Origin of the sequence: Streptomyces caelestis (assembly GCF_014205255.1) — a bacterium.
Taxonomy (GTDB): Bacteria; Actinomycetota; Actinomycetes; order Streptomycetales; family Streptomycetaceae; genus Streptomyces; species Streptomyces caelestis.
In genome coordinates this window covers 5,360,132-5,376,941 of the sequence record NZ_JACHNE010000001.1, presented here as the reverse complement: position 1 = coordinate 5,376,941, position 16,810 = coordinate 5,360,132, and the positions used below count along the sequence as shown (strand labels likewise).

Below are 16,810 nucleotides of genomic sequence, written 5' to 3'. Positions count from 1 at the left end.
GTTCGTCTTTACCTATGGCACCCGGCCCGCCGGCTGCCATGGTCGTGCTGCTTGAGCAACTGACAAGCGACTTCCCAGGCGCCCCGGGCCGACAAGGCCCGGGGCGCTTGTCGTCGTCCGGGCCCTGCCGCTCCGGGGCACCCCTCGACGACAAGGAGCCCCCATGAACGCCACCGACGTGACCGGCGCCCGTACCCCCGAGGCCGCCGGTGTGATCACCGGCGCGCGTGAGCGCATCGACGCGCTGGACGACCGGATCATCGGCCTGATCCAGGAACGGGCGGCCGTCTCCGCCGTCATCCAGGAGGCCCGGATCTCCTCCGGCGGGCGGCGCGTGAACCTCTCCCGCGAGATGGAGGTCCTCGGCCGCTACCGGGAGGCGCTGGGCAAGCCGGGCACGGCCCTCGCGATGACCCTGCTGGAGATGTGCCGCGGCAGGATCTGAAATCCGCGTTCCCCGTACAGACGTGCGCCCCCTTCTCACCCGTACGGCGCGTGACCGTCCCGCGAACCGCTTCGTTGGTTCCGGTGTCCGCGCCAGCCAGGCGCGGGCCCGAGAGAAACCACGCGTGGCTCGCTGGAGCGATGAGACGTACGGATCGTGCCGTGCGTCGTGGGACCTCGCTCCGGGGAAGTGACCGGACGGCAGGGGACAGCAGCCCGGTCACCCAAGGAAACGGCCGGCTCCGGGGACGCCCGGGGCCGGCCGGCGGACCTTGCAAGAATGCACAAGGCTGGGTCAAACGGTTGCGAGCGCCGCGTTCATCCAGCACGATGCGTACACAGCCCAAGTCCCCCTCGGACGCCCCCATTGCCCGACCGCCAGAGGTCGAGACCAATGGTTTGCTCGGGTCCGGTCGAGACCAGCGGCGCAACCCCCCGGCGCCGCTTCCAGGCACCGGCGCTGCCCTGACGTCGGTGCTGACGAGAAGAAGGGCCCCGCGGCTCCACCCCGCGGGGCCCTTCGCTCCGCTCAGGTGCGGGTGACCGTCCCGCAGGCGTCACTGTCGTCGCGGTCGATGTCCCTGCTCCGGTCGTACGGATCGGTCGCCGGACCGGTCGGTGCCGTGCCCGTGGGCCCGCCCGGCGAGAACTCCGGGTGCAGATAGCCGTCGTGGACGTCGCAGGAGGAGTTGCCGATCTCCTGGTCGTACTCGACGAGCAGCAGCCGGCCCGCGGTGACCCGGTACTGCGCGGGGTCGGCGAGTTCGACGTCGATCACCCGGCGCACGATGGTGCGGGTGACGTCCGGGGGGCCGTCGGCGCGCACGAGGGGGTAGACGAAGGTGTAGTCGGCGCGCACGGCCACGCCCCCGTGCGATCCCTTCTTGAACGTCATGTGCCCGCGCGTCTTGATCACGTCCCCGGCCGGACGGACCTCGTCGGGGCGGAAACGGCTGAACAGTGTCACCGGGTCGTGCTCCCTGCTCGGGGAGCGCAGGGCGGTGTCGAGCTCGTCGAGGAGTTCCGGCTGCTTGGGGTCGAGCACGGAGAGCGCGACCTCGGGGCGGGCGCCGCGCACCGCCTTCGGGTCGAGGTTGGCACCCACCAGCAGCTTCTTCGTCAGCTTCAGCGCCTGCGCCACGCGCTCCTTGGGGACCGAACCGACGGCCTTGGCGTCGGGCAGCACGATGCCGTCCTCACCATCGACCCAACGCAGCGCCGGGGACCCGGCGAACGGCTCGTCCAGGGTGGGGGTTTCGGGGTCCGACGCCCCGGGTGCGGCGGTGGGGGCCGCGGTCTCGACGGGCAGCGGTGAGGCCGCGGCCGACGACTCGTCCGTGCCGAAGGGGTCGCCGGGCAGCAGCGACGGTTTCAGCGCCACCACGGCGACGGCGACAGCGAGCGGCACACCGAGGAAGGCCCACAGCGTGCGGCGCCGTGCCGCACGACCGTTCATCGTGGCCGGGCCCGTTCGCCAGCCCGGAGGCGACTCCCCCCGGGCCTCCTGCTGCCGCAGCCGCTCGGTCACCATGCGCGCTCGCGCGGACGGTTCCTTCGGGGCGGAGGTGTTCCGCGCGGTGTCGCGGGCGAACTGTTCCCAGACGTCGTCGGGGATCTCCGAGGCCGACGGCTGATCATCGGACGGCTTTTCAGACACGAAGCCCAGATCTAAGCGGATGGCGTGCCCCTTCACAAGATGGTCTCGGATGTGACCCAGCCCACATAAGAATTCTGTGAGTGCCAGCACAACCATTCACAGGTTTCACGGATCAAACCTGCCGAACCACGGGCCACTCCCGCGCCCCACACGCGGAGGCCTCCCCCAACGTTCGTACCGCATCCCGCGGTACGCCGGACTCTCCGAGGTCTTCATGAAGCTTCGCCGCGCAATGGCAGCAGCGGCCGCTACGGCGGTCATAGCCCCGGTGGCACTGCTCGCGGCACCGGCCGCGTACGCGACCGACGAAACGACGCCCACCCCGAGCCCGTCCGTGAGCGAGTCCACTCCCGAGACGTCGCCCTCGCCGAGCACCTCCGTGAGCGAGTCCGCCCCGGAGACGTCGCCCTCGCCGAGCACCTCCGTGAGCGAGTCCGCCCCGGAGACGTCGCCCTCGCCGAGCACCTCCGTGAGCGAGTCCGCCCCGGAGCCGAGCACGTCGGCGCCCGAGGAGTCCGAGACCCCGGACCCCGAGCCCTCCGTGTGCGAGGACACCAAGGTCGACGTCAGCATCAGCGGCCTGCCCGGCAAGATCGCCGCGGGCAGCGGCTGGCACAAGTTCTCGCTGAACGTGGCCAACAACTCCGACTCCACGCTGAACGACCTCGACTTCTTCGCCGGGGCCTCCCCCGACAAGAACGGCGAGGAACTGTTCTCCAGCAAGCAGGTCCAGCTCCAGGCCTGGGACCCCCAGGACAAGATCTGGGTCGACCTCAACGAGGGCGGCTACGCGGTCGGTTACGTCGGCTACACCGACGAGCTGAAGCCCGACTACGAGGTCAACATCCCGCTGCGCCTCAACGTCAGCAAGTCCGCCCCGGTCGGCGCCGGCTTCTCGCTCGGCGCGACGATCTACGGCGACAACGACGACGAGTGCATCGGCTTCGGTGACGTCTCCTACAAGTTCCAGATCGTCGCCGCGGGTACGGACACCGGTGGCACGAAGCCGACCGAAGGCGGCAAGGCGCCCGTCACCGACGAGAAGCCGAGCGGCAACACGCCGGAGGTTACCGGCAGCCTCGCCGAGACCGGCTCCAGCTCCGCCCTGCCGATGATCAGCCTCGTCGGCGGTGCCGCGGTCGTCGCCGGTGCCGGTGCGATCTTCGTGGTGCGTCGCCGTAAGGCCGGCGTCCAGGCGTAAGCCACAGCGGCCGGCAGGCCGTTGCACAAGCAGAAGAGGGACCTGCGCTCGGAGGGGGGCACAGGTCCCTCTTCTGCTGTCCGCTGCCGGTCAGTTCTTCGGCGGTACCGCCGGGATGCCCAGGAACGGCAGCCGCAGCGCGCCGAACGCCTCCGCCGGGACCGCCGGGGACTTCGGCTCGACCGGCTGGAGACGCTCGTAGGCCGCGCCCTGCCGGGGCCGCGAGTCGGGCTCGCCCTTGTTGGGCCAGAACGACATCGCCCGCTCGGCCTGGGCGGTGATGGTGAGGGACGGGTTGACGCCCAGGTTGGCGGAGACCGCGGCGCCGTCGACGACCGAGATACCGGGGTGGCCGTAGAGGCGGTGGTACGGGTCGATCACGCCGGTCTCGCGGGAGGCGCCGATCGGGCAGCCGCCCAGGAAGTGGGCGGTGAGCGGGGTGCCCATCAGTTCGCCGACGTTCGAGCCCGCGAAGCCGTTGATCTCGGCGGCGAGTGCCGACGCGCTCTCCGTGGCCGCCTTGATCTGCTTCGGGTTGGGCGCGCCGTGGCCCTGGCGGGCGGTGAGCAGGCCGCGGCCGACACCCGACGGTTTCAGGTACGTCGTCAGGGAGTTGTCCAGTGACTGCATCACCAGGCCGATGATGGTCCGCTCCGACCAGCGGCGGTTGGACAGCGAGCGCAGCACCAGCAGGGGGTGTTTCGCCGCGTGGGCGAGGAAGCCCAGGACCCGTGAGGTGCCCGAGTCGCTCCCGGCGTACGGGACCTGGAGGATCGACAGGCTGCCCATCGAGTTGGAGCCCTTGCCGTAGCGGACCGGCTCGATGTGGGTGTTCTCGTCCGGGTGGATCGAGGACGTGATGGCCACGCCCCGCGTGAAGTCGGCCTTCGGTGCGCCGTGCGCCTTGCGGTAGCGCCGGTCGTCCGTCTGTGCGCCGACCAGGGCCTCGGAGTTGGTGCGGGTCAGTCCGCCCAGCTTGTCCGAGATGTACGGCAGCTGACCGCCCGCCTTCATACGGTGCAGCAGCGTCTGGGTGCCGTACGTGCCGGCGGCGAGGACGACCTGGGGGGCCCGGTAGGTCCGGCCCTTCGCCTTGCGGCGGTCGTCGGTGGGCAGGGTGGCGACCGCGTAGCCGCCGCGCGAGTCGTCGGTGACCGAGACGACCGTCGTCAGGGGGTGGACGACCGCGCCGGCCTTCTCGGCGAGGTACAGGTAGTTCTCGTTGAGGGTGTTCTTCGCGCCGTGGCGGCAGCCGGTCATGCACTCGCCGCACTCCGCGCAGGCCCTGCGGGCCGGCCCGGCCCCGCCGAAGTACGGGTCGGGCACCTCCGCGCCGGGCTTCGCCTTCACCGTGCCGTCGGCGTCCTCGCCGTCGCCGAAGAAGACGCCGACGGGGGCGAGGTGGAAGGAGTCGCCGCAGCCCATGCGCTCCGCGACGCCCTTGAGGTGCACGTCGGACGGGGTCATGGTCGGGTTCAGCCGTACGCCGAGCATGCGCCGGGCCTGGTCGTAGTACGGCTTCAGCTCCTCCTGCCAGTCCGTGATGTCCCGCCACTGCGGGTCCTCGAAGAACGGCTTGGGCGGGACGTAGAGGGTGTTGGCGTAGTTGAGGGAGCCGCCGCCCACGCCCGCGCCCGCCAGGACCATGACGTTGCCCAGGAGGTGGATGCGCTGGATGCCGTACATGCCGAGTTTCGGCGCCCAGAGGTAGTTCCTGAGGTCCCAGGAGTTCTTCGGGAGGGACTCGCGGGTGAAGCGGCGGCCGGCCTCCAGGACGCCGACCCTGTAGCCCTTTTCCGTCAGGCGCAGGGCGGTCACCGAGCCGCCGAAGCCGGAGCCGACCACGATGACGTCGTAGTCGTAAGCGTCCTGAGACACGTGTTCTCCTCGCTGCATCACCGGAATCGGAACGCCTTCATCAGGCGCAGACTCCTGCTCATGAACTGGGCGTACTTCTCGTCGTCCATGCCCAGCGCGGGGGCTATCGGGAGCACGCGCTGGCTGGCGACCGTCTGGGCCTCGGTGTACTTGAGGATGCCCTCGGAGCCGTGGCGGCGGCCGAGGCCGGAGTCCTTCATGCCGCCCATGGGCGACTGGACGCTGCCGTAGGCGGAGGCATAGCCCTCGTTGATGTTGACGGTGCCGGTGCGCAGGCGGGCGGCGACCTCGTGGCCGCGTCGGCCGTCCTTCGTCCAGACCGAGGAGTTCAGGCCGTACGCCGTGGCGTTGGCGCGCTCGATCGCCTCGTCCTCGGTCTTGAAGCGGTAGACCGAGACGACCGGGCCGAACGTCTCCTCCGCGCAGACGGACATGTCCGTGCCGACGCCGTCGAGGATCGTGGGCTCGAAGAAGTACGGGCCGATGTCCGGTCGTGCCGCGCCGCCCGCGACGACCTTCGCGCCCTTGGCGACCGCCTCCTCCACGTGCCGCGTGACGGTCTCCAGCTGGCGTTCGCCGACCAGGGAGCCCATGTCGGCGCCGTAGGCCAGGGACGTGCCGAGACGCATGGCCTTCGTGCGGGCGGCGAAGCGCTCCAGGAAGGCGTCCGCGATCGACTCGTGGACGTAGAGCCGCTCGATGGAGATGCACAGCTGGCCGGCCGAGGAGAAGCAGGCGCGGACGGCGCCTGCCGCCGCCTTCTCGATGTCGGCGTCCTCCAGCACCAGCATGGCGTTCTTGCCGCCGAGTTCGAGGGAGACGCCGACCAGCCGGGCGGCGGCGCCCTGGGCGACCTCGCGGCCGGTGCGGGTGGAGCCGGTGAAGGAGACGTAGTCGGCGTGCCGGACGACCTCCGGGCCGATGACCGGGCCGTCGCCGAGGACGACCTGGAAGACCTCGGCGGGCAGGCCGGCCTCGATGAGCAGGTCACGGGCCCACAAGGCGGTGAGGCAGGTCTCCGTGTCCGGCTTCATGACGACCGCGTTGCCCGCGACGAAGGCCGGCAGCGCGTCGCCGACCGACAGTTCCAGGGGGTAGTTCCAGGGGGCGATCTGGCCGACGACGCCGCGCGGGTGGCGCAGTTCGGTGACCTTGGTGAGGGTCGGCATGGCACCGGCGTGCCGCTTGGGACGGAGGTAGGCGGGGGCCTTGCGGCCGTAGTGCCGGGCGACGACCGCGACGGCCTGGACCTCCTCGTGCGCGTGCAGCCGGGCCTTGCCGGTCTCCAGCTGGATCAGGTCCAGCACCTCGGCCTGGCGCTCCAGCATCAGGTCGTGGAAGCGCAGCAGGACGGCGGCGCGCTGCCGCACCGGGGTCTGCTCCCACACGGCCTGGGCGGCGCGGGCCAGTTCGAAGGCTTTCGCCACGTCCTCGGGCGTCGACTCGGGGAGGTCGGCCAGCTTCTCACCGGTGAACGGCGTGTGGTTGGCGGTCCGGCCGGAACCGGCCACGCCCTTGGTGAGCTGGGCGACCAGCTCGGGGGTGACCACGTCGGCGGCGGTGCGGGCGCCCTCCGGGGCGGGGGCGAGGGGATTCGTGCCGGTCTTCTCCGGGGCGTACGCGTCCGTCATGAGGCGCAGGGTATGCCCCGGCGGAGCCTTTGGGTACCCGTCGGTAATACGGCTTCACCGAGTGCACACACGGCGCCAGTGGCTGCTGGCAACGAACGCCCTGATCAGGACGTTGTGCGGTGACCAGTTGGTGTGATTCAGCCTTTTACGATCCCGAACCGGTCCCGGGCCCCCTTGAACACCGAGGTGCCTTCCTTCTCCTCGGGCGTGCCCTTGGGCATGTCGACGCGCAGTTCGTACATGCGGTCGTCGTCGGTGCGGATCATCACCCGCATGACGCGTCTGGGGTCCTCGTCCAGGTCGTAGGTGGTGTCGGCGAGGGCGGCCTCGTAGCCCTGGACGCTGGTGCGGGTGTACTGCGTGTCGCCCCGGACGACGGGGGCGTTGCGGACCTGCTCCATCGGAGAGCCCGGCGCCCGGTCCCAGAGGAGGAGGCGGACCTGGACGGTGCCGCCTTCTTCGTCGCCGTAGAGCACCGTGCGGGGCTGGTCGGTCGCGCTGCCGGTCCGGCCGAGTTCCCGGTAGTGGCGCGGGAGATGGAGTACGGCCGACAGGTCCGGATCGCGGTGCGACGTCCAGGTCTCCGTCGCGTCGGTGCCCTGTTCGGCGGTCTCCGCGCTGCTGGTGCCGCCGAGGTGGGTGGCGGCTCCAATGCCGCCGGCGAGCAGCACGCTCAGGAGGGCGATGGGGGCGGGGCGGAGAAGGCTCTGGCGTTTGGGGGGCACGGGGTTCTGTCGCTCTGCGGGGCCGGCGTCCGGCGGGTCGGCGGCCTCCGGGGGTTCGGTGGCCACCGGGGGTTCGGCGGTCTCCGGGGGTTCGGTGGCCACCGGGGGTTCGGCGGCCTCCGCCCGTTCGGTGGCCTGCGGGGGTCCTGGGGCCTCCGCCTGTTCGGTGGCCTGCGGGGGTTCTGTGGCCTGCGCCCGTTCGGTGGCCTCCTCGGGCCGTGGTGTGCCGGCGTCCTCCGTGAACCCCTGTATGTGCTCGGCTTCCAAAGCCTCTTCCGGCACCTCGGCCACTGCCGGCCCGGCCGCCGCCTCCAGCGCCTTCGCGACCTCCTCGGCGTCCGGCCGCTGGTCGGGGTCCTGCACCAGCAGCCGGGCGATCAGCGGCCCGAGGGGTCCGGCCTGCTTCGGTTCGTGCGGCTCGGGGGCGAGGATCGCGGCGAGCGTGGCCTCCGGCGTGGCGCGGCGGAACGGGGACGCCCCCTCGACGGCGGCGTACAGCAGGACGCCCAGGGACCACAGGTCGGAGGCGGGCCCGGCGATGCGGCCGGACATCCGCTCGGGGGCGACGAACTCCAGCGAGCCGACGAACTCCCCGCGGGCCGTGAGCGACTCCTCGCCCTGCACATGGGCGATGCCGAAGTCGGTGAGGACGACGCGCTGGTGGGGGCCGAGCAGCACATTGGCCGGTTTCACGTCCCGGTGCACGATGCCGACGGAGTGCGCGGCACGCAGGGCACCGAGGACGGCGAGGCCGATCCGGGCGGCTTCGCGCGCGTCGACCGGGCCGCGCCGGAGCACCTCGTGCAGGGACTCGCCCCGGACCAGCTCCATGACGATCCAGGGGACTCCGTCGAGCACCGCGTCGACCGCGTCCAGTCCGTCGCGTCCGACCGGCCGGTGGCGAACGATCCGCCCGTCGCGTGCCTCCGGCTGCCGCTCCGGCTCGACGACCACGTCGTGGATGGTGACGGCGGCGGGATGGTCGACGCGGGCGGCGGCGCGGGCCTCGCGGTAGAGCCGGTGGGCCGCACGCCGGTGGCTCTCGTCCTCCGGGTCGCCCGGCAACCGGGGCTGTTTGACGGCGACTTCCCGCTGCACGAGCTCGTCGTAGGCCCGCCAGACGGTGCCCATTCCGCCGGAGCCGATACGCTCGATCAACCGGTACCGCCCACCGACCGACCGGTCCTGGGCGACCGTACCGCCCCCGTCGTTGCTCATCCCCCATCAGTACCCCGCGGGGCGGCTCCTTGTCGACGCGAGGCAGTGGCCGGGCGCCGGTTCTCTTGTGCCGGTACGGGGCTCATCGGCTGTACGCCGTGTCAGCGCGAGGGCGAAGTGGCGGCGGTCGTGCCGGCGCTGGTGGCTGCGGGAATGCTCGGAGTGCGCGTGCCGTGGGAGGGCGGGCCGGCCGAAGGCGTCTTCGGTGCCGAACTCGTCGGTGTACGGCCGCCGTCGCCGCCCTCGTCCGTGAGCAGCGCCGCCGCCGACACACCCGCCCCGGCCGTCGCGGCGACCAGCAGCGCGGCCACGAGCACCCGGCGCGTGGGCTGCCGGATCAACTGCTCGTACTGCTGCTCCGGGCCGGGCATGTCCCCCGGCGGCACCGGCGGTTGCCGGTCGGCGTTGCCCTGCGGCCGTCCGTGCGGGGCATCGCGCACCGTCGGCGCGTACCCGGGCGGCGGCGCCTGCGGCGTACTGCCCGTCTCGCGGAACGCCCGCAGCATCCGCTCCGCCCGGTCCGCGTCCAGCCGCCGGTCCGGATCGCGCTCCAGCAGGCCCTGTACGACGGGCAGGAGCGGCCCGGCCTGCGCGGGCGGGCGTATGTCGCCGACGACGACCGCGTGCAGGACGCCGCCCAGCGAGTCGCGGTGGAACGGCGACTCGCCGCTGAGGGCCGCGCACAGCAGCGCGCCCAGCGACCACAGGTCGGACTCGGGCCCGGTCCTGACTCCGGACATCCGCTCGGGCGCGGTGTACTCGGGCGAGCCGACGAAGGAACCGTTCTCGGTGAGCGTGGGGGCGCCCGCGACCTGGGCGATGCCGAAGTCGGTGAGGACGACCCGGTCGGTACCGGGCTCCAGCAGCACGTTGTCGGGCTTGAGGTCGCGGTGCAGCACCCCGGCCGCGTGCGCGGCGCGCAGTGCGCCGAGCAGGGCGAGGCCGATCCGCGCGGCCTCGTCGGCGTCGACCGGGCCATGGGTGGCGAGCCGGTCGGCGAGCGAACCGCCCTCGATCAACTCCATGACGATGTACGGGCGTTCGTCGTCCTCGACGACGTCGTGGACGACGATGATGTGCGGGTGGCTCAGCTGGGCGACCGCCCGCGCCTCGCGCAGCGTACGGTCCCGCTGGCGGCGCGCTTCCGCCGGGGAGAGCGACTCGTCGAAGGGGAGTTCCTTGACGGCCACGCCCCGGCCGAGCAGCTGGTCGGTCGCCCGCCAGACCACGCCCATGCCGCCGCGCCCGAGCCTCGCCTCGAGCCGGTAACGGCCCGCGATGACACGCATGTTGTGCCCCTCGGTCCCCATGCGGCCATCATGCCCCACCGGAGGGATGGGCTCCGGGGGCAGCGCCTGGGGGTGGCCGAAACATATGGCCCGGTGTCAGGGGTCTTGCGTTCAGGGGGCCTCAGAGGGCTTCCGCCTCAGGGGGTCTTCTCCTGCCACCCCTGCAACACCGACGTGAACTGCTTGCGCGCCTTCGCCCAGTCCTGCGCGGGCGCCGACATGTAGAGCGCGTACTCGGTGCCGTCGCGGGCGACGTACGTCTCCTCGATGGCCCGGCGCGGCCCGGGGAACTCGGTGTCCTTCGCCTGCGCGGTCCAGGTGTACTCCCACAGGGCGCCGTCCCGGTCGCGGTAGACGTTGCGCTCCAGCTTCACCCGCTTGTAGTCGACCAGCCGCTTCAACTGCTGCTCCAGATCGAGCTGGTGGGCGTACGGGTCGGCGAAGTCCGGGGAGGCGTCGACGGCGATCCGGACGAAGTGCCGGCCGCCGTCGGGCGTGTAGTCGATCTGCCTGATCTCGCCCTGCGGGCCGAAGGGCTCGCGCTTCCAGCCCTTGGGCAGGTAGAGGCTGAAACCGACGGGGTCGTCGCGGCGGGTCCAGCCTTCGGGAACCGAGCCCCCGGGCTGCTTCGTGCGCATGTCACCGGACGAGCCGGACACGCCGGACGCGCCGGACGGCGTCTGCCGGCCCTCGTGCCACTGCTGGAGCACCACCGCGGTGCCTCCGCCGATGATGGCCGCGAGCGCGACGACGAGCGCGAGGGTACGAAGCCGGCGGCGCCGGCCCGAACCGGTCGGGTGCGGCCCTGTCGCCGCCGGGCCGATCCTGGTGGGACCGGTCGTCCTGGGCCCGGAGGCAAAGGCCCCGGCTGCCGGACTGCCGGCCGGGGCGGCACCGGCCGGCGGCGTCCCGGTGGCCGGTGTCCCGGCCAGCGGCGGGAGCGGATTGCGGGTGTGCGATCCCGAGCCGGTACCGGCCGTGCCCGTGCCGGCCGCGCCCGCGCCGGACGGGCTCGTACCGGACAGGCCCGTACCGGACAGGCCCGTACCGGACGTGCCCCTGCCGCTGTGCACCTCCCGGTACGGCGACGATCCCCCGTACTGCGTCGGCACATACGCCTGCGCCCCTCTCGGCCGCCGTCCCTCCGCCGCCTCGGCGAGCATCTGCTCAATCTCGGCGAGTGCGGGCCGGGTGGCCGGATCCTTGCGCAGCAGGGCGGTGATGACGGGCGTGAGCGGCCCCGCGTGCCGAAGCTCGGCGGCCTCCTCCTCGACCACGGCCTGCATGGTGGTCAGGGGTGTGGTGCGGCGGAACGGCGACCGGCCCTCCACCGCCGTGTAGAGCGTCGCACCGAGCGCCCACAGGTCGGAGGACGGGCCCGGGTCGTGGCCGCGTACGCGCTCGGGCGCCAGATAGTCGACCGAGCCGACGACCTCTCCGGTCCGGGTGATGGTGGTGTCGCCCTCGATCTGGGCGATGCCGAAGTCGGTGAGCAGGACACGTCCGTCCCGGGCGAGGAGGACGTTGCCCGGCTTGACGTCGCGGTGCAGGACTCCGGCGGTGTGCGCGGCGCGCAGGGCCCGCAGCACCCACATGCCGATACGCGCCGCCTCGCGCGACTCGACGCGCCCCTCCTCCTTGACCGCGTCGGCCAGGGAGCGGCCCTCGACCAGCTCCATCACGATCCAGGGGCGGCCGTCGTGCTCCAGCACGTCGTGCACGGTGACGACCGCGGAGTGGTTGATCCGCGCGGCGGCCCTGGCCTCGGCCCGGGTGCGCGCCAGCAGGATGGCCTGCTCGCTCTCGGAGACGTAGAGGGCGGCCGTCAGCTCCTTGATGGCGACGGACCGGTGCAGCACCTCGTCATGTGCGCGCCATACCCGGCCCATGCCGCCACTGCCGATCGAGTCGGCGAGCCGGTAGCGGCCCGCGACGAGCAGGCCCTGCATCTGATTCAACGTTGCCCCGCAATGTTCTTGACAGGGTCAGAGTAAGGACCCGCACTTCCTCAGGGAACAAGCGGGGTACCACGGTGACCGCACTGTGACGGTTGCCGCTGTGCTCACTTCGTCGCCTTGTAGGTCGCCGCCGCCTGTTCGTACAGCCGCGTCACCTCGTCCCGTTCGGACTCCGGGCCGCGCACCTGGACCACGTGGTACCGCCCGTCGACCAGCATCGCGAGGTTGCGCACATACAGCTCGCCGCCGTCGTCGCCGGTCCAGGTGAACTGCCCCTCCGCCATGGTCCGCCCGCCCACCTCGATCGTCTTCAGCCCCGTGGAGGTGGCCCAGCTGGAGTCGCGGTACGGCTGCAACTCGCGCTCCTCCTCACGCTGGTAGGCCATCGGGTCGCTGCCGTACTCCGACGCGCTGTCCCGGCCCGGTACGACGATGAGCTCGAAGTCGCCCTTCGCGTAGACGACCTGGCCGCTGCCGCCCCGCGCGGTGCGGTCCCAGCCCTGGGCGACGGCGACCTGGAAGCCCGCCGGGTCCTTGCGCAGGGTGAAGCCCTCGGCGACCTCCGGGCCGGTGGTCTGCGTCTGCGTGGAACCGGCCGATGTGGACGGGCTCGTCTCCGGCTCGGGCGACGCCCGGTCGGGGCGGGGCTCGCCGCTGGCGTCCGGCTCGGGCGCCTGGCTGACCTGACCGGCGGCACCGGTGCGGTCCGTGCCCTGCGGTCCGTCGGTCTGCGACTTGGGCATGAAGAGCATGGCGTAGGCGACCGCCGCGGCCATCGCGAGCAGGACGAGCAGGAGCAGGGTGCGGCCGAGCCGGTGCGGCGACCGCGACTCCTTCTTGGCCCGTTTGTGCCGCCCGTGGTGCGCGGGCAGCCCGGCCCGCCGCCTGCGCACGAGCTCGCCCCGGCGCCGTACGACGGGCAGCCGGCTCGCGTCGACGGGCGGGGCCGCGACGACGTGCACACCGGCCTCCGGCTCGGGCGCCGAGCGCACGAGTGAGCGCAGCCAGCCCCGCAGTTCCTCGAAGTCGAGGCGCTCGGTCGGGTCCTGGCGCAGCAGCGACTCGACCACCGGCCTGAGCGGCCCGCACTCCTCGGCGTAGGCGGGCGGTTCGGCGCACACCATCTGCACCAGCTCCGCCGTCGACTCCTCCGGGTAGGGCGCATGCCCCTGTACGGCCCTGAAGAGCAGCGCGCCGAGCGCCCACAGGTCGGTGGCGGGACCGATCGGCGCGGCCAACTGCCAGTTCTCGTGCACGGGTCCGGCCTGCTCCGGCGCCCAGCGCTCCGTCACGGGCCCCACCACGGCCATCCGCGCCTGCCGCGCCCGCTCGGCGGCCAGCGCCGTGGCCGGACCGCGCCGGGGTGCGGGGGTGTGGGCGACCAGGTCGTCCCACCGGGTGGGCTCGCTGTGGGCGGCGGGGTCCGAGGCCGGGGGGAGAGCCGTCCGGTCCTGACCCCGCGGCGGGGGCGCGCTGCCCGTTCCGCCACGGGGTGTGGCGCCGTGCCAGGCGGTCGTACGGGGGGCGCCGCCCACGCCGTAGGGGTCGGCTGTCCGCCCTTGTGGCGCGGCACCGGGCCCCGGGCTCTGCCCGGGGACGTACGGCGACTGTGCCGAGCCGTTGCTGTGCGGCCCGGGCCCGCCGCCGTCCGGGGCGGGCCGGGCGCCGGGCAGTGCCGCCCGGCCGTTCTGCGTCTCCTGGACCCGGGCCGCGGCCCGGGCACCCGCCCGGTAGGCCGCGATCGCCCCGGCTCGCGCGGCCCGCGGGTCCTCGCTGTCCTCCGCGCTTCTGCGGGCGGGCACGGCCGCACCCCCGCTCCCCGCGTCGGCTCCGGCCGTCGGCAGCCCCCGCGACTCCCGTGCCTCTATGGCGGCCCGCCGCGCGGCCTCGGGATCGGCCGCGCCCCCGATGCCTCCCGGGCCACCGGCACCACCCGGACCAGCGCCGCCGCTGACCAGCCCGGAACCGCCGGTCTCCCGGCCGGGCTCGTCGAAGGGCGGAGCCGGAACGGGGTCGTACCCGCACAGCGCCTCCTCCGCCGCGCCCACCGCCAGCCCGGTCAGCATCACCCGGCCGTCGTCGCAGACGAGCACCGTCCGCGCGGTGATGTTCCGGTGCACCCAGCCGTGCGCATGCAGTACGCGCAGCGCCATGAGGACGTCGGAGGCCACCTCGGCCGCCCGGTACGGCGTGAGAGGCTTCTCGGCGAGCAGCGCCGCCAGCGGACGCGCGGCCACCAGCTCGCTGACGATCCACAGCGAACCGCCTTCTGCGAACACGTCGAAGACCTGGTCGAGTCGCGGATGGTCGGGAATGGCCGCCGCGGCCTGCGCGGCCTCGACCGCCCGCCGTACCACCGGATCCGTGGGCCGCCGGGTGCCCGGACGGGTGCCGGGCCTGCGCGCGCCACCGTCACGTGCCGTGAAGCCGTCGGGCAGCCCCTCCGCGTCGAGGACCTCCGCCTCGACCACCTCCGGCAACGGCACCTGCCTGACCAGGACTTCCTGTCCGCTGTAGGTGTCGAAGGCCCGGGACTCGGTGAGTTCGTACTCGTCGGAGGGCGGCAGCGGCAGGCGGTAGCGGTCGGCGAGCACCCGTCCCGCATAGTCGTCCACGTTGCCTCCCCCGGCAGCCTGGTCGGTCACATCCGTTCGCCCCACGGTCCGTTCCGGCTGCGTACGGTCCGTAAACATTTACGATACGTGCCGCGGACAACCCGCACTGGGGGGATGCCAGATCTCACTCCCCAAACCCGGGGCCGCTCATGCTCAGGACTTGGGTTCGAAGGTCTTCGTCAGCGTCCGCCAGGTCTCCTTGCGCAGCTCACCGTCCCAGTCGGCCGCTTTCGCCGTGTACATCAGCGCGTAGCCCTGCCGGTCGTCGACGACGAAACCCCGGTCGATGGTCCGGTACCTGGTGCCGCTCTCCACGTAGGTGAACTCCCAGTCGGCCGTGTTCCAGCCGCGGTAGTCCACCTGCTCTATTCGGATCTTCTTGTACTGCGCGCGCTGCATGTAGCGCTCCTGGCTCTTCCAGTCCGCCACCGGGTCGCCCTTGGGCGTGGACGTCCAGGCGATGAGCAGCTTCTGCCCGTCGGGCCCGGTGAACCGGTCGCCCGCGGCACCCGTGGACTGGTACTTCCATCCCTTGGGCAGTCCGATCGAGTACCCCTGGCTGCCCTGGTGCGTCGAGACGGCGGCGGTGCCCTTGCCGCCGCCGGAAGACCCGCTTCCTTGGTCGCTGGGCGTGCTGTTCGAGGCGGGCCTCGACGGCGCGGGCTGTGTCGCCGCACCGTCGGTGCGCGTGCCGTCGCTCTCGTCGCCCTTGGTGCCGGCGCTGCTCGACGCGGTGGCGACGGTCTTGCCGCCGCTCTCGCCGGCGGCGCCCTTCGAGCCCGTGTCGTCTCCGCTGAGCGCGATGGCGAGCACGGTGCCGATCACGGCGAGCGCCACGACCACCGCGATGATCACCAGCGTCCGCCGCGGCACGACGTCGGTGAGCGGCGCCCTGGGCGGCGCGGGCCGCGGCGGCAGGTCCGGCGGCGGCATGACGGGCCACCCCGAACTCCGGCCTCCGGAAGCCGTCGTCGCCCCCTGCGCACCCCGCTCACCGGCCCCGGCAGCCGCCCCCGGGGCCGACGCCGAACCCGACTTCGACACGGAGGCACCTGTTTCCCCGGCCCCGGACTTCCCGCCCTCCGGGCCGGAAGCGGCCGCACCGCCCTCGGACTCACTGCGGGACGCGGCCGACGCCCCGGCCGTTCCCGCGGCGGCCTTGCGCACGGAGCGCAGCGCCCCGCGCAGCCGATCCCCGGCCTCCTCGCCGCGCTTGCTCCCGGAACCCGCCGAACTCCCCTTGCGCGAGGACCTGTCCGGCTGCGCCGGCAGCGGCACGACCTTCGTCGCGTCCATCGGCTCCGGCTCGGCCGGCTCGGGTGCGCGGATGACCGAGTTCAGCATCGCCCGGGCGCCCGCGTCGTCGAGCCGCTGGGCGGGGTCCTTGGTGAGCAGGCCGTGGATGACGTCCTTCAGCGGGCCGGCGTTCTTCGGCTCCTCCAACGGCTCGGTCATCACCGCCGTGAGGGTCGCTATGGCCGACCCCTTGTCGTACGGCGGCGCGCCCTCCACCGCCGCGTACAGCAGCCCGCCGAGCGACCACAGGTCGGCCGCGGGGCCGGGCTTGTGCCCGCGCGCCCGCTCCGGGGAGATGTAGGAGGGCGCGCCGACGAGCATGCCGGTCGAGGTGATGGACGGGTCGCCCTCGACCTGGGCGATCCCGAAGTCCGTGAGCACGACCCGGCCGTCCTCGGCGATCAGCACGTTCGACGGCTTCACGTCGCGGTGCAGGATGCCCTCGCGGTGCGCGGACCGCAGCACGTCGAGGATCGCGAGTCCGACCTCCGCCGCACGCCTGGGCTCCAGCAGGCCGTCCTCCCGGATGACCTCGGCGAGCGACTTGCCCTCGACGAGCTCCATCACGATCCAGGGCCGGTCGTCCTCCTGGACCACGTCGAAGACCGTCACGGCGCTGTTGTTGCGGATCCGCGCGATGGCCTTGGCCTCGCGCAGCGTCCGCGTGATCAGCCGCCGCTTCTCCTCCTCGTCGATGTTCGACGGGAACCGCAGCTCCTTGACGGCGACCGTCCGCCCCAGGGTCTCGTCCTCGGCCCGCCACACCGTGCCCATGCCGCCGCGGCCGAGCACCTTGCCCAGCCGGTAACGCCCCGCGAGGAGACGCTCCCTGTTGTCCTGACGAGTGTCCTGACGAGATGTGCCCGCCCGCTCCGCCTCCGACATGCGTCCCCTCATA

At 72.8% G+C, this 16,810-nt stretch carries 10 protein-coding genes; 2 read left to right on the top strand and 8 right to left on the bottom strand.

The window, feature by feature from the left end:
- Positions 1-124: 124 nt before the first annotated feature.
- Positions 125-445 (top strand): chorismate mutase, encoded by a 321-nt coding sequence (locus HDA41_RS24755; protein ID WP_260423638.1) that lies wholly within the window; start codon positions 125-127, stop codon positions 443-445.
- Positions 446-973: 528 nt separating this feature from the next.
- On the opposite strand, the gene HDA41_RS24750 is transcribed toward HDA41_RS24755, so the two are convergent.
- On the bottom strand, positions 974-2,101 hold the full coding sequence (locus HDA41_RS24750; RefSeq protein ID WP_184987264.1) for a hypothetical protein: 1,128 nt from the start codon (positions 2,099-2,101) through the stop codon (positions 974-976).
- Positions 2,102-2,315: 214 nt separating this feature from the next.
- Between HDA41_RS24750 and HDA41_RS24745 the strand changes: the two genes are divergently transcribed.
- On the top strand, positions 2,316-3,302 hold the full coding sequence (locus HDA41_RS24745) for an LAETG motif-containing sortase-dependent surface protein (RefSeq protein WP_184987262.1): 987 nt from the start codon (positions 2,316-2,318) through the stop codon (positions 3,300-3,302).
- Positions 3,303-3,392: 90 nt separating this feature from the next.
- On the opposite strand, the gene HDA41_RS24740 is transcribed toward HDA41_RS24745, so the two are convergent.
- From HDA41_RS24740 to HDA41_RS24710, 7 genes are all read right to left on the bottom strand, one after another.
- Complete coding sequence (locus HDA41_RS24740) at positions 3,393-5,198, bottom strand: GMC family oxidoreductase (protein WP_184987260.1); 1,806 nt, start codon at positions 5,196-5,198, stop codon at positions 3,393-3,395.
- Complete coding sequence (locus HDA41_RS24735; RefSeq protein ID WP_184987258.1) at positions 5,198-6,811, bottom strand: succinic semialdehyde dehydrogenase; 1,614 nt, start codon at positions 6,809-6,811, stop codon at positions 5,198-5,200. The genes HDA41_RS24740 and HDA41_RS24735 overlap by 1 nt, the downstream gene beginning before the upstream one ends.
- A 137-nt stretch (positions 6,812-6,948) precedes the next feature.
- On the bottom strand, positions 6,949-8,754 hold the full coding sequence (locus HDA41_RS24730; protein ID WP_184987257.1) for a serine/threonine-protein kinase: 1,806 nt from the start codon (positions 8,752-8,754) through the stop codon (positions 6,949-6,951).
- 101 nt (positions 8,755-8,855) lie between these two features.
- A complete protein-coding gene (locus HDA41_RS24725) occupies positions 8,856-10,064 on the bottom strand; it encodes a serine/threonine-protein kinase (protein WP_184987255.1) in 1,209 nt (402 codons plus the stop codon).
- A 116-nt stretch (positions 10,065-10,180) separates the two neighbouring features.
- Positions 10,181-11,992 carry a serine/threonine-protein kinase gene (locus HDA41_RS24720; protein ID WP_184987253.1) on the bottom strand — a complete coding sequence of 604 codons (1,812 nt, stop codon included), beginning with the start codon at positions 11,990-11,992 and terminating at the stop codon, positions 10,181-10,183.
- 113 nt (positions 11,993-12,105) lie between these two features.
- Positions 12,106-14,616, bottom strand: a complete 2,511-nt coding sequence (locus HDA41_RS24715) for a serine/threonine kinase C-terminal domain-containing protein (protein WP_230299421.1) — start codon at positions 14,614-14,616, stop codon at positions 12,106-12,108.
- A 153-nt stretch (positions 14,617-14,769) separates the two neighbouring features.
- Positions 14,770-16,797, bottom strand: coding sequence for a serine/threonine-protein kinase (locus HDA41_RS24710; protein WP_184987250.1), 2,028 nt, complete (start codon positions 16,795-16,797; stop codon positions 14,770-14,772).
- Positions 16,798-16,810 lie beyond the last annotated feature (13 nt).